We start from the raw sequence: 13,387 nt of genomic DNA, 5'->3' as shown, positions 1-13,387 counted from the left end.
AAGTTCAACCGACCTTACCCGAAGCAGTTGTGACTGACAAAGGGGAACCTGAGGTTCAACCAGCCTTACCAGAAGCAGTTGTGACTGACAAAGGGGAACCAGAAGTTCAGCCAGCCTTACCCGAAGCAGTTGTGACTGACAAAGGGGAACCAGAAGTTCATGAAAAACCAGCATACACTGAACCGGTAGGCACAGTTCCAGAAGAAGCACCCAAGTCCGAGAAGTCAGAATACACGGAATCTGTAGGTACAACAGGAGTAGATGAAACAGGAAACTTAATTGATCCGCCGGTTATTGAAATCTCAGAGTATACCGATCCACTAGCTACAGTTCCTGACGTTGCTCCAGAGAGAGAAGAGCTTCCTGCTTTACATACTGATATTCGTACAGAGACTATTCCTAAAACTATCACAGAAGAATCTGATTCTAGCAAATTTATAGGTGATGATTCTATTAAACAAGTTGGTGAGGATGGCGAACGTCAAATTGTTACTAGCTATGAAGAGTTACATGGCAAAAAAATCAGTTACCCAGTTGAAACAGTAACTATTTTGAAAGAAATGAAGCCTGAAATTCTTGTAAAAGGTACCAAAGAAAAGCCCAAAGAAAAAACGGCTCCTGTTTTGACTCTGACCACTGTATCTAAGGATGTTTTAGCTAAGTCTGCTACAATTAACTACAATCTAGAAAATCAAGACAATGCTACAATTACACGCATTGTAGCGACTATCAAAGAAGGTGGAAAAATTGTAAAAACGCTTGATTTAAAAACCGATAACTTATCTCAAGTATTAGAGAACTTAGACTATTACAAAGATTATACGATTTCAACCACTATGACTTATGATGTAGGTAAGGGTGCAGAAGTATCGACTTTGGAAGATAAACCTTTACGCTTAGATTTAAAGAAAGTTGAGTTGAAAGATATTGCAAATACCAGTCTCGTACAAGTAAACGAAAGCGGTGTCGAAAGCGATAGTAATCATTTAACCTCTCTTCCAAGTAATGTTAACAACTATTACTTAAAAGTAACCTCCAGAGAAAACAAAGTGACTCGTTTAGCAATTGATAAGATTGAAGAGGTCATTGAGGAAGGTAAGCAGCTTTACAAGATAACGGCAAAAGCACCTGACTTAGTTCAACGTGATAAAGACGGTAAGTTAAGAGACACTTACACTTATTATCTTGAAAAACCGAGGGCTACCGAGGATAAGGTTTATTACAACTTCCATGATTTAGCAAAAGACATGCAAGCAAATCCTACTGGTGAGTTTAAACTTGGTGCAGATTTGAATGCAGTTAACGTTAAGCCAGCAGGTAAAGCTTATGTTATGGCTAAGTTTAGAGGTACTTTATCAAGTGTAGAGAATCATCAGTACACGATTCATAACTTAGAAAGACCTTTGTTTAATGAGGCTGAAGGTGCTACACTCAAAAACTTTAACTTAGGTAATGTAAATATAAACATGCCTTGGGCTGATAAAGTTGCACCTATTGGTAATATGTTTAAGAAGTCTACACTTGAGAATATCAAAGTAGTAGGTTCAGTAACAGGAAATAACGATGTAACCGGTGCTGTCAATAAGTTAGACGAAGCTAATATGCGCAATGTAGCTTTTATTGGCAAGATTAACAGTCTTGGAGATAAAGGCTGGTGGTCTGGTGGACTTGTCAGCGAAAGTTGGATAAGTAACGTTGATAAAGCTTACGTTGATGCTAAGATTAGTGCCAATAAATCTAAATATGGTGGTTTAATTGGTAAACTAGATCATGGTATTGACTCGATGACAGTAGGTAAAAAAGGATTTCTCCGAAATGCTGTAATAAAAGGTACTATGAATTTGATTCAGCATGGCGAAAGTGGAGGTGTAATTCATAACAACTTTAACTGGGGTGTCATTGAAGATGTCGTAACAATGCTTAAAGTAAATAATGGTGAAATTGTCTATGGTTCACCAGCCTTGAATGATAATGACCAATATTTTGGATTAGATAATATCAAACGTGTAAATTATGTAAATGGTGTTGCAAGTGGTTTATCTTCCTACAAACATTCAAATCGTATTACTGGTATCTCTCAAGAAGAAGCAGATGCTAAAATCGCTAAGATGAATATCACAGCCAACACCTTTACTATTCAAGATCCTGTCGTAAACAAGTTAAATCGTATCATCGATAGAGATTCTGATTATAAAGCTATTCAGGACTATAAAGAGACAAGAGAAGTAGCTTATCGAAACTTGGAAAAATTGCAACCATTTTATAACAAAGAGTGGATTGTAAACCAAGGGAATAAATTAACAGATGAGTCCAATCTTGTTAAGAAAACCGTTCTGTCTGTAACGGGTATGAAATCAGGGCAGTTTGTAACTGATTTATCGGATATTGATAAGATTATGGTTCACTATGCTGATGGTACAAAAGAAGAGTTAGCTGTAATTGCTAAAACGGACTCTAAAGTAGCTCAAGTAAAAGAGTATGATGTGGCAGGTCAAAACATTGTCTATACTCCAAATATGGTTATGAAGAATCGTAACCAGTTAGCAAGCGGTATTAAAGAGAAGTTAGCTAGTGTTACCTTACTTTCAGATGAAGTTCGTAGCTTGATGGATCAGCGTGATAAACCTTGGAAGAACACACCAGATAAGAAAACTGAGTATATTAAAGGCTTGTATTTCGAAGAAAGCTTTGAAGAAGTAAAAGGAAACTTAGAAAAACTTGTTAGTCAGATTTTAGAAAATGAAGATCATCAGTTAAACGGTGGGGAAGTAGTTGAGCGTGCTTTACTTAAGAAAGTTGAAGATAACAAAGCTAAAATTATGATGGGACTGACTTATCTTAATCGTTACTATGATATCAAATATGGTGATTTGAGTATCAAAGATATTATGATGTTTAAACCTGACTTTTATGGTAAGACACCAAGTGTATTAGATCGTTTGATTCAAATTGGGTCAAGAGAGCATTTCTTAAAAGGTGACCGTACACAAGATGCTTACAAAGAAGTGATTGCTGGTGCAACTGGTAAAGGTGATTTACGTAGCTTCTTAGACTATAACATGCGTTTATTTACAGAAGATAAAGATTTGAATGACTGGTTTATTCATTCTGCGAAAAACGTTTATGTAGTAGAACCTGAAACAAGCACAGAAGTCTTTAAAGATAAGCGTCACCGTGTATTTGATGGTTTAAATAATGATATTCACGGTCGTATGATTTTACCATTGCTCAATTTGAAGAAAGCTCATATATTTATGATTTCTACCTATAACACTTTAGCTTATAGTTCATTTGAGAGATATGGTAAAAATACAGAGGAAGCGAGAGAGTCTTTAAAACCTAAGATTAATTTAGTAGCAAAAGCACAACAAAGATACCTAGACTTTTGGTCTCGTTTAGCTCTTCCGAGTGTACGTGATAAACTCCTTAAGAGTCAAAATATGGTACCGACTCCTGTGTGGGACAGTCAGTGGTATGACGGCATTCCCGATGCAAATCGTCAAGGTTATGGACGAGGTGGTGCAGTGGTATCTCCTATTCGTGAGCTATTCGGCCCGACTGATCGTTGGCATCAAGTAAATGGCGCTATGGGGGCGATGGCTAAGATTTATGGCGACCCGTATAAAGACGATCAAGTGTATTTCATGGTTACGAAAATGTTAGACGACTTTGGTATTTCAGCCTTTACCCATGAAACGACTCACGTTAACGATAGAATGGTTTACTACGGAGGTCATAGACACCGTGAAGGTACTGATTTAGAAGCCTTCGCTCAAGGTATGTTACAAACTCCTGATAAGTCTACTCCAAATAGTGAATATGGTGCGCTCGGTATCAATATGGCTTATGAGCGTAAAAATGATGGAGAGCAACTTTATAACTATGACCCAGCTAAGTTAGACAGTCGAGACAAGATTGATAGTTATATGAAAAACTACAATGAGTCTATGATGATGTTGGATTACTTAGAAGCTACTGCTGTTATTAATCAAAAGTTATCTGATAACTCTAAGTGGTTCAAGAAGATGGATAAAGAGTGGCGCACCAATGCGGATAGAAATCGTTTAATTGGAGAACCACACCAGTGGGACAAATTGCGTGACTTGACGGAAGAAGAGAAGAAATTACCAATTGATAGCATTGACAAGTTGGTAGATAATAACTTTGTAACTCTTCATGGTATGCCAAATAACGGTCGCTTCCGTACGGAAGGTTTTGATAGTGCTTATCAAACTGTCAATATGATGGCAGGTATCTTTGGCGGGAATACGAGTCGAAGCACCGTAGGTTCTATTTCCTTTAAACACAATACTTTCCGTATGTGGGGTTACTATGGTTATGAAAATGGCTTTATCCCTTATGTTTCTAACAAGTTAAAAGGTGATGCCAACAGAGAAAATAAAGGGCTTTTAGGTGATGATTTCATTATCAAGAAAGTTTCTAATAATCAATTCCAAAACCTCGAAGAGTGGAAGAAACATTGGTATCATGAAGTGTATGCGAAAGCACAGAAAGGCTTTGTTGAGATTGAAGTAGACGGTTCTAAAATTTCAACTTATGCTCAACTCCAAGACTTATTTAACACTGCTGTTGAGAAAGACTTGAAAGAAGGTGGTTTCAAGCATACCGAAGGTCTCAAGTGGAAAGTTTACAAGAAGTTGTTACAAAACACAGACGGTTTCTTAAATCCGTTGTTTAAAATATAAAGGGGACAAGTTTTTTGATCCCTATGAAAAGTCATCATTTGATGGCTTTTTTCTATTCAGGGAGGTTGAAGGGCTATAGAAGTCATGATATAATATAAAGTAGATTTCTGTATTATAAAACAAAAATTGTTTGAACATCATTCATTTTATGTTCAAGCGATAGTAAAATAAAATAGGGGCTCTAAACCCTTGATACGAAAGGAAAAAAACTCAATGGCTACTATTCAATGGTTGGTCTAGAAGATTTAAAATAATAAAACATTGTGAAGTAGAATAAATGCTTAAAACCCTTGAATTCCAAGGGTTTTTGTTAGTTTAGATTTTAATTTTTCACATTGTTATAAGTGCTTAATTGAGCAATAATCATCAATAAAAATATTTTTTTGGTGTTGAGTTTGGTGTTCAAATATTTGTTATGTTACGGAAAGGAATTTCACAATCTTTCCGTTTTTTTTTATTTTCAGGAGGGAAAATGACAAAAGAATTACAATCATCACGCTATATTGTCATTTCATTTTTAGTACGTGAAATGGGAATTGATATTGTTGAGGCCATCACTCTTATGGCTGAATTAGAAAAAAGTGGCTTAGTTCGATTGGAATCAAGTGGAGATTTAATACTCAAAGAACTTGGAGGTGCTCTATGAAACGAATTACCGCAAATCAATACCAAACTTCAGAACGGTATTATAAATTACCTAAAATTCTTTTTGAGGATGAGAAATATATGGATATGAAACTAGAAGTAAAGGTGGCTTATTCTATTTTAAAAGATCGTTTAGAATTATCTCTCAGTCGTGGTTGGATAGATGAAGAAGGCGCGGTTTATTTAGTATTTTCTAATTCTAATCTGATGAGGCTGTTAGGTTGTTCAAAGTCAAAATTACTGTCCATGAAAAAGACTCTTAAAGAATATGACTTAATTGATGAAGTCCAACAGTCTTCAAGTGAGAAAGGAAGACTAGCTAATAAGATTTATTTAGGGGAATTATATTCTACCCCAGTAAGTAATTCAAACAGGCCTAGTGTTAAAAAAAGACTAGGGCAGGTTGAAAATGAAACGGGCCCAGTCTCACATTCAGCCCCTAGTGAGACTGAAGTTAGTGAGACTAAATATAGTGAGACTGATTCTTTATTTATTGGGGATGAGGAGGAGAGGAATACTCAACCTATCTTGAGAAGAAAAGTAGAAAAGGTCACAAAATATGATCGAGATTATATTTGGGGATTGGTACAAGAACAATTTAGACGAGAAGGTTTTTCTGAAACAGCCAGTGAAATTGCTATGACTGATTTCGAGAGAATCTATCAGTATGCTCTTGACAATGTTCGCTTTGTGAGACGTGCGGAAGTACTTGCTGAATTTGTGTTTAATGGCCTATATTCCGTTTGGAATAACCGTGTTAGAAAAGGAGGTGGTTAAAATGTCGACAATCGAGTGGATATTAGTTATGCTCATTTTAATTTCAAGTGGTGTGACACTTTGGACATTGATAGTCGATCAGAAAGGAGTGATAAAGAAATGAGATTTATTGATTTATTTTCAGGTATCGGTGGATTTCGACTTGGAATGGAAACTGTTGGACACGAGTGTATTGGATTTTGTGAGATTGATAAATTTGCTAGAGAATCTTATAAATCCATTTTTCAAACGGAAGGAGAAATAGAATTTCATGACATACGAGATGTTTCAGATGACGAATTTAAAAAACTTAGAGGGAAAGTCGATATCATCTGTGGGGGATTCCCTTGTCAAGCATTTTCAATCGCAGGAAGACGATTGGGATTTGAAGATACTAGAGGAACTTTGTTCTTTGAAATTGCTCGGGCGGCCAAACAAATCCAACCACGTTTTCTTTTTCTTGAAAATGTTAAAGGCTTACTCAATCACGATAAGGGACGGACGTTCACCACAATCCTTACCACACTTGATGAGTTGGGGTTTGATGTTGAGTGGCAGGTGCTTAACAGTAAGGATTTTGGCGTTCCCCAAAACAGAGAGAGGGTGTTTATTATCGGACATTCTAGAAAGAAAGGTACCAGACTCTTATTTCCTTTCAGACGAGAAGGTCAAACAACTAACTCTGAGACTTTAAAAACACTAGGGAATTTGAATCCATCAAAAAGTGGAATGAGCGGTAAAGTCTATTATTCAGAAGGGCTAGCGCCAACCTTAGTTCGTGGAAAAGGTGAAGGATTCAAGGTTGCGATTCCTTGTATGACACCAGACAGATTAGACAAGAGACAAAATGGGAGACGCTTTAAGGAAAACCAAGAGTCGATGTTTACTTTAAATACTCAGGATCGTCATGGTATTGTCGTTGTTGGAGATTTACCGACTAGCTTTAAGGAGACAGGTCGCGTATATGGAAGCGAGGGCTTATCTCCAACACTGACTACGATGCAAGGAGGCGATAAAATTCCCAAAATACTGATTCCAGAACCAATCCAATTTCTAAAAGTCCGGGAGGCAACTAAAAAAGGATATGCTCAAGCAGAGATTGGAGATTCAATCAATTTGGAAAGACCAAGTTCACAGTATCGGCGTGGTAGAGTTGGAAAAGGTATAGCGAATACTTTAACAACTAGTGGTCAAATGGGAGTAGTAGTGGCTAGCTATGAAGGAGAAGATAAGCAAGTTTACCATGTAGCTGGTGTTTTAATAGATGGACAATTTTACCGTTTGAGAATACGACGAATCACTCCTAAAGAGTGTTTTCGCCTACAAGGCTTTCCTGATTGGGCTTTTGAAGCTGCTAGAAAAGTCTCTAGTAATAGTCAGCTCTATAAACAAGCTGGTAATAGTGTAACCGTTCCTGTGATTGCTGCAATCGCAAAGAAATTAAAAGAAATAGAGGAAAAAGATGAAAGCTTTAAATAAAGAGTCAATACTAGATTGTGATGAATTAGAAACAGAATTACATGCTGCAGAAATCAAACAGCTGGATGAACAAATATTTTTGATACCCAATTATCCATGTGAGTTTGAGGTGACATTTTTAGATGATTACCATAAAAAACATAATTACCCACTATTTTATGAATCCTATCTTCAAAACATTATGGAATTCCTTGAAAGTCAGGATATAAAGAACGGAGTTGATGCCTTTGTAGATGATAATCAAAATCTTGTTTTTGTTTTATATGGACAAGGCTATCGAGCCGAGGGAAAAGAGGGAATACTTACAACCCAAGTAACTGTAAAAGCTTATGATGAAGACAAGAAATCGATTAACTTCTCAAAGTTATTAGATTCCTTAATCGTCTCAGAATATCAAATGGAACCGAATCTTTGGGAGGTCTCCCATGATTGATCTCTATCTAAGTAAAAATAACCATAGAAATCAACTTCTTTTAGATTTCTTTCAAAACTACGGAATAGAGGTATCTTGTCATTCGATTTCTGAAATGACAAAGGACAAATTAATTGAGATGATGAGCTATTCTTCAGATTGTTTTGAGTTTTTATCTCCCAATTTATTACGATTTAAGAATCGAGATAACCTAAAATTAACAGATTTCATCGAAATGATATTAAAAAATCCTGAACTAACCATCAGACTTCCTCTTGCGGTTTCAAATAAGCGAGTTTATCCAAATTTGAATTTGGAAGAGGCTAGAGCTCTATTGCCAAGAGATACGAAACAATTGATTTACATGGAACAAACACATTATTTATCTAGTTAAAGGAGAAGCAATATGGCTGAACGATTTTGGGAGAATTTGTCCATTATTTTGGCTGAAAGAAATATCAGCTGGATTGAGTTAACCAGGAAAATGTTTGCGGGAGAATTTCACTATCCAAGTGAATTGAATCGTTTGTATCAAAAGATTCGTCACTACAAGATGGAACAACGAATGCCTCAAAGTCCATGGGTAGAAAGGATTGTGCAGGTATTAGATTTAGATTATGAAGATTTATTTCGGAGGTAACTATGAGAAGAATAATTCCAGTTTATATATTCCAACAAGTAAATGTCCTATTGGTATCCCTATACTTACTGAAATTGCTTTGTATCGGTGAGTTAACTATACTACAGGTTCTCTATGGTGCGTCTCTCATTTCTTTTTTATGGATGTATGGTCAACGAAAACAAGTGGTCAAGGTCAATATGAAAACTAGGATGAAATGGCTTGGTATTGGATTCGTTAGCCTACTGATTATAAGTCTATGTTTTAGTCTGATTCATGCTCAAGGAAGCACGAATCAAGCAAACTTAATTGGCCTTCAACATCAAGTTCCTTGGTTTTCATTTTTATTGTTCTTAATCAATGCGAGTATGGTTGAAGAATTTCTGTATAGAGAAATTTTATGGAACTTGGTCAGAAAATTAGATATTCGAGTTGCTTTGACAAGTGTTTTATTTGCCTTAGTACATCATCCAGGAACCATTCTAGCTTGGTGTTTATATGTTTCACTTGGGATGTTTTTAGGGATGGTGCGCTATCAATCTGACTTTTGGGGAAGTATGGGTCTACATTTGGTGTGGAACCTACTAGTTTATAGTTTGCTGCTTTTTTAGACAAAATTAGCTTATTTTAGGGAAATGAAATGCTAACGTTATGTAACAATGTTAGTCTTTTATTTCAAAATCTTTGTTTAGTATGAATTTAGCTCTACAGAAAAATAAAAAATGTGATAAAAATTTCAACTACTCTTATCTATAATAAAGCTACCTGTTCTTTGAAAATTGAATCCACTCCGTCTTGATTAGCGTGCCTGTGTAAGTAGGGACTGAGAGTATTACCCTGTGAAGGGCAACTGGCACAAGACGTGTGTGAGAATTTTCTAACAGACACGGAGTTTATCGTTACCAGACTTAAACGATGCGACAAACTAGATAAAGGAGTTAATCATGAAGGTAGTAAACTTGTATGATTTGAAACAAATGGGAAATAAAGGTGGATGTACCATCCAATTGATTCATCACTTTCCCTTTGGTATGGGCTTAGGACATCTTAAAAAAGACTACATTGAATTTCAACGTGTTGGTATCGTTGATGGGAAAGCAGTAGAAATTACTCTTCGAGAACCTTATTCGAGAGATCTACTGCAGGTTGTCAAGTCGATTAAGCAACGTCAGAAATTGATAGCTTATCGTTATAAAGAAGGAAAGCTGCTATTTGTGAAGAAGGAGGCCTCAGATGTCCTCTGAACAACAGGAACGAATGGCCGTTCAATATGCTGAGCGTAGTCTTTTATTTACTGTAAAAAGTCTTTTAAAGATTCTAGAATGGTCAAGACGTCATGCTTTAGCACAGGATTCCGCCTATAAGATAGGGGTGCAGAAATTAGAAGAATTGCTACAATCTCCTTATTCGATTGATACGATTAATCTGAAAAAAGATTTTTTAGACAAACCAATTGATATAGAGAAATTTAAAGCTTTTTTAGAAAAAGAAGAGATTCCTTTAGCCATCGCTTGGCAAGGGGATTCTCTGCATTTCTACACGAAAGACCGTTCGATTCTAGACAATCATTTAGACCATCTGTTAGAAAAAATGGTTAATGATCCGGAGAAATTAGCTGATTTTACCATGGATCAGTCATTAGACGATGCAATTGATGAGGCTAAATCCCAAATTACCTTTAGACAAGAAGGGGCCGTCAAACAGAAAGAGATGGTGAGATGATGTACAGTGGAAAGAAATTCCTACTATTCTCACTGTTAGGTATCTTCCTAGGCTATCTTTTTCATCGTTTGACGCTTTTGTATGATTCCTATACAGGAAATACCTTAGATAAATGGACTCATCTTCTAATGGAAGGTCAAGATGAAGTTCTTCAGTCTCCATGGAATGTTTCTTTTACTGGAAAATCAAGTGCTTTTTTTCTACTAGGTTTTGTGATGATGTTACTGGTTTATCTCTATCTAGAGACTGGTAAAAAACAATACCGAGAAGGGGTAGAATACGGGAGCGCCCGTTTTGGAACTCTAAAAGAAAAGAAGTTTTTTTACGGTAAGGAATTTTCTCATGATACGATCTTAGCCCAAGATGTTCGTTTGACATTATTAGATAAAAAACCACCCCAATATGATAGGAATAAGAATATAGCGGTGATCGGAGGTTCAGGAAGTGGGAAGACATTTCGCTTTGTGAAACCCAATCTGATTCAGATGAATAGTTCAAATATTGTCGTGGATCCTAAAGATCACTTGGCCGAGAAAACAGGCAAACTCTTTTTAGAACATGGCTACCAAGTAAAGGTGTTAGATTTAGTCAATATGAAGAACTCAGATGGCTTCAATCCTTTTCGCTATATAGAGACAGAAAATGATTTGAATCGCATGCTGACGGTTTATTTTAATAACACCAAAGGCTCTGGCTCCCGTAGTGATCCATTTTGGGATGAAGCTTCTATGACTTTGGTACGAGCTTTAGCCTCTTACTTGGTCGATTTCTATAATCCACCTAAAACAAGAGAACAGCTCATAGAAGAAAGTCGTTTAAGTCAAAAGGAATATCAAAACTTGTTGAAACGTCAAAAAAAAGAAGTGGAAGAGCGAAAAAAACGAGGGCGTTATCCAAGTTTTGCTGAAATCTCAAAACTCATTAAACACTTATCCAAGGGTGAAAACCAAGAAAAAAGTGTCTTAGAAATTCTATTTGAAAATTATGCTAAAAAGTATGGAACTGAAAATTTTACCATGCGAAATTGGGCAGATTTCCAAAATTATAAGGATAAGACTCTGGATTCTGTTATAGCTGTAACCACTGCTAAATTTGCCCTCTTCAATATTCAAAGTGTCATGGATTTGACCAAAAGAGATACCCTTGATATGAAGACATGGGGCAAGGAAAAATCAATGGTTTACTTAGTTATCCCAGATAACGATAGTACCTTTCGCTTTCTTTCAGCCCTCTTTTTTTCAACCGTATTTCAAACCCTAACAAGACAAGCAGATATTGATTTTAAGGGTCAATTGCCTCTTCATGTGAGAGTCTACTTAGATGAGTTCGCAAATATCGGAGAAATTCCAGATTTTGCTGAACAAACCTCAACAGTCCGTTCTCGGAATATGAGTCTCGTTCCCATTCTTCAAAATATTGCCCAACTTCAAGGGCTCTATAAAGAAAAAGAAGCTTGGAAAACCATTCTTGGGAACTGTGATAGCTTAGTCTACTTAGGCGGTAATGATGAAGATACCTTTAAATTTATGAGTGGCTTACTCGGTAAACAAACCATTGATGTTCGAAATACTAGTCGTTCCTTTGGCCAGACAGGTTCAGGATCCCTTTCTCATCAAAAGATTGCTCGTGATTTAATGACACCTGATGAAGTCGGAAATATGAAACGGCATGAATGCCTGGTTCGAATTGCCAATATTCCTGTCTTTAAAAGCAAAAAATACAATTCAACCAAGCATCCAAACTGGAAGTACCTAGCCAATCAAGAAACCGATGAACGGTGGTGGAACTATCAAATCAATCCTTTGAATCAAAGACAAGAAAATCATCTTGAAGGCCTTAGAATTCGTGATTTAACTTTTGAATCTAGTTTAAAATAAAAATAGAAAAGAGGAAATAGATGATTACGCATTTTAAAGGTTTTGTTTATGGAGTAGACGCAAGTGCTATGTTTGCACAAGCTATGTCTTTGTTACAGAAGGGATTGATTGCGGTTGGTGCCTTTCTCGTTGTTGTAGGGATTGTCAATCTTGCAACCAACATTAAAGATGGTGGACCAGGTGTTCGGAATGCCATTCTGGAAATAGTCGGTGGTGTTATGGTAGGGGCTGCTGGAGCCTTTGTAACTCAAATTTCAATTTAGGAGGATAAACAATGATATGAATCTTAGTTTAGTCTCACCCTTTGTTTACCTTGCATCTGAAAAAATATCAGCTGAAAATTTATTTGAAGGATTTAATGTAGATTTACAATCTACGGTAGATCTGATTAAATCTCTATCTAGCTATAATCCAACCGTTTGGACCTATATGTCTAGTATTACTAAAAGTGTCATGCAGCCTCTTGGAGTTGCGATTTTATCAGTTGTTCTTATCTTAGAATTTTCGAAGATGGCAAAGAAAATTGCTAACTCAGGAGGAGCGATGACCTTTGAAGCATTAGCGCCGATGTTGATTAGTTATATTATGGTCGCAGTGGTAATTACCAACACTACCGTGATTGTAGAAGCCATCATCGGGATTGCGAGTCACGCCATTGAACAAGTGGCCTCGATTGTGGCTCACGGTGGGGCAAAGTATGATACCATCTCTGGATTAAAAGGTTCAGGATTTATTGGCCGGATGATTGTGGGATTTTTCGCCCTCCTCATTTGGCTAGTTCGGATAGTAAGTGCAGCCATGGTTAATCTTTTGGTATCTATTCGATTTATTCAACTCTACCTTATGATTCCATTTGCCCCTCTTACGATTCCAACATTTTTAAGTGATGAGTGGAAGTCTATTGGTATTGGCTATTTAAAAAATATTATGGTCTATGCGGTACAAGGGGTTCTTATTTTTCTGATTGTTTCTCTTGTTCCTTTGTTTGAATCTGCTGGGAAAATAGCTGTTTCAAATGGTGCAGGAGTCTTGCAATCTCTTGCGATTATGTTTGGTAGTTTGGTACAAGCTATCTTACTGATTATTGCCCTCGTTGGTTCTCAACGTACGGCTCGCTCAATCTTAGGTATGTAATTAGATAAAGGCTAGGAAGTGATTGCTTCTTAGCCTT

13 protein-coding genes are annotated in these 13,387 nt (G+C 36.6%); all 13 read left to right on the top strand.

What is annotated here, in order from left to right; all coding sequences use genetic code 11:
* On the top strand, nucleotides 1–4,706 hold a 4,706-nt coding region (locus HT718_RS05120; RefSeq protein ID WP_173267682.1), incomplete at its 5' end, for a ZmpA/ZmpB/ZmpC family metallo-endopeptidase.
* A gap of 472 nt (nucleotides 4,707–5,178) precedes the next feature.
* Nucleotides 5,179–5,352 carry a hypothetical protein gene (locus HT718_RS05115; protein WP_080982957.1) on the top strand — a complete coding sequence of 58 codons (174 nt, stop codon included), beginning with the start codon at nucleotides 5,179–5,181 and terminating at the stop codon, nucleotides 5,350–5,352.
* Nucleotides 5,349–6,128, top strand: coding sequence for a replication initiator protein A (locus HT718_RS05110; protein ID WP_173267680.1), 780 nt, complete (start codon nucleotides 5,349–5,351; stop codon nucleotides 6,126–6,128). Before HT718_RS05115 ends, HT718_RS05110 begins: the two co-directional genes overlap by 4 nt.
* Before the next feature lie 99 nt (nucleotides 6,129–6,227).
* Nucleotides 6,228–7,586 carry a DNA (cytosine-5-)-methyltransferase gene (gene dcm / locus HT718_RS05105; protein WP_173267679.1) on the top strand — a complete coding sequence of 453 codons (1,359 nt, stop codon included), beginning with the start codon at nucleotides 6,228–6,230 and terminating at the stop codon, nucleotides 7,584–7,586.
* The gene (locus HT718_RS05100; protein WP_000645878.1) at nucleotides 7,570–8,019 is read left to right on the top strand and encodes a hypothetical protein; all 450 of its coding nucleotides are present in this window, start codon (nucleotides 7,570–7,572) and stop codon (nucleotides 8,017–8,019) included. Before dcm ends, HT718_RS05100 begins: the two co-directional genes overlap by 17 nt.
* The gene (locus HT718_RS05095) at nucleotides 8,012–8,392 is read left to right on the top strand and encodes a hypothetical protein (protein WP_173267678.1); all 381 of its coding nucleotides are present in this window, start codon (nucleotides 8,012–8,014) and stop codon (nucleotides 8,390–8,392) included. Before HT718_RS05100 ends, HT718_RS05095 begins: the two co-directional genes overlap by 8 nt.
* Nucleotides 8,393–8,404: 12 nt before the next feature.
* Nucleotides 8,405–8,638: a hypothetical protein gene (locus HT718_RS05090; RefSeq protein ID WP_000840776.1), complete on the top strand. Its 234-nt coding sequence runs from the start codon at nucleotides 8,405–8,407 to the stop codon at nucleotides 8,636–8,638.
* A gap of 2 nt (nucleotides 8,639–8,640) precedes the next feature.
* A complete protein-coding gene (locus HT718_RS05085) occupies nucleotides 8,641–9,228 on the top strand; it encodes a CPBP family intramembrane glutamic endopeptidase (RefSeq protein ID WP_001252698.1) in 588 nt (195 codons plus the stop codon).
* 333 nt (nucleotides 9,229–9,561) lie between these two features.
* Complete coding sequence (locus HT718_RS05080; RefSeq protein WP_125450889.1) at nucleotides 9,562–9,861, top strand: hypothetical protein; 300 nt, start codon at nucleotides 9,562–9,564, stop codon at nucleotides 9,859–9,861.
* A complete protein-coding gene (locus HT718_RS05075; protein WP_173267677.1) occupies nucleotides 9,851–10,339 on the top strand; it encodes a hypothetical protein in 489 nt (162 codons plus the stop codon). The genes HT718_RS05080 and HT718_RS05075 overlap by 11 nt, the downstream gene beginning before the upstream one ends.
* Nucleotides 10,339–12,216 carry a type IV secretory system conjugative DNA transfer family protein gene (locus HT718_RS05070; protein ID WP_173267686.1) on the top strand — a complete coding sequence of 626 codons (1,878 nt, stop codon included), beginning with the start codon at nucleotides 10,339–10,341 and terminating at the stop codon, nucleotides 12,214–12,216. Before HT718_RS05075 ends, HT718_RS05070 begins: the two co-directional genes overlap by 1 nt.
* Before the next feature lie 20 nt (nucleotides 12,217–12,236).
* Nucleotides 12,237–12,479 carry a hypothetical protein gene (locus HT718_RS05065; protein WP_000627865.1) on the top strand — a complete coding sequence of 81 codons (243 nt, stop codon included), beginning with the start codon at nucleotides 12,237–12,239 and terminating at the stop codon, nucleotides 12,477–12,479.
* 16 nt (nucleotides 12,480–12,495) lie between these two features.
* Nucleotides 12,496–13,350: a conjugal transfer protein TrbL gene (locus HT718_RS05060; protein WP_001054257.1), complete on the top strand. Its 855-nt coding sequence runs from the start codon at nucleotides 12,496–12,498 to the stop codon at nucleotides 13,348–13,350.
* Nucleotides 13,351–13,387: the final 37 nt, after the last annotated feature.

Source organism: Streptococcus sp. 714, from assembly GCF_013277115.1.
Lineage (GTDB): Bacteria > Bacillota > Bacilli > Lactobacillales > Streptococcaceae > Streptococcus.
Note: the sequence above shows the minus strand (reverse complement) of the source record. Positions and strands in the feature narration are given on the sequence as shown.

Coding starts and splice junctions, on each gene's coding strand:
- dcm (WP_173267679.1), top strand. CDS start 6,228: ATGAGATTTATTGATTTATTTTCAGGTATCGGTGGATTTCGACTTGGA.
- HT718_RS05085 (WP_001252698.1), top strand. CDS start 8,641: ATGAGAAGAATAATTCCAGTTTATATATTCCAACAAGTAAATGTCCTA.
- HT718_RS05095 (WP_173267678.1), top strand. CDS start 8,012: ATGATTGATCTCTATCTAAGTAAAAATAACCATAGAAATCAACTTCTT.
- HT718_RS05110 (WP_173267680.1), top strand. CDS start 5,349: ATGAAACGAATTACCGCAAATCAATACCAAACTTCAGAACGGTATTAT.
- HT718_RS05070 (WP_173267686.1), top strand. CDS start 10,339: ATGTACAGTGGAAAGAAATTCCTACTATTCTCACTGTTAGGTATCTTC.
- HT718_RS05060 (WP_001054257.1), top strand. CDS start 12,496: ATGAATCTTAGTTTAGTCTCACCCTTTGTTTACCTTGCATCTGAAAAA.
- HT718_RS05080 (WP_125450889.1), top strand. CDS start 9,562: ATGAAGGTAGTAAACTTGTATGATTTGAAACAAATGGGAAATAAAGGT.
- HT718_RS05100 (WP_000645878.1), top strand. CDS start 7,570: ATGAAAGCTTTAAATAAAGAGTCAATACTAGATTGTGATGAATTAGAA.
- HT718_RS05115 (WP_080982957.1), top strand. CDS start 5,179: ATGACAAAAGAATTACAATCATCACGCTATATTGTCATTTCATTTTTA.
- HT718_RS05090 (WP_000840776.1), top strand. CDS start 8,405: ATGGCTGAACGATTTTGGGAGAATTTGTCCATTATTTTGGCTGAAAGA.
- HT718_RS05065 (WP_000627865.1), top strand. CDS start 12,237: ATGATTACGCATTTTAAAGGTTTTGTTTATGGAGTAGACGCAAGTGCT.
- HT718_RS05075 (WP_173267677.1), top strand. CDS start 9,851: ATGTCCTCTGAACAACAGGAACGAATGGCCGTTCAATATGCTGAGCGT.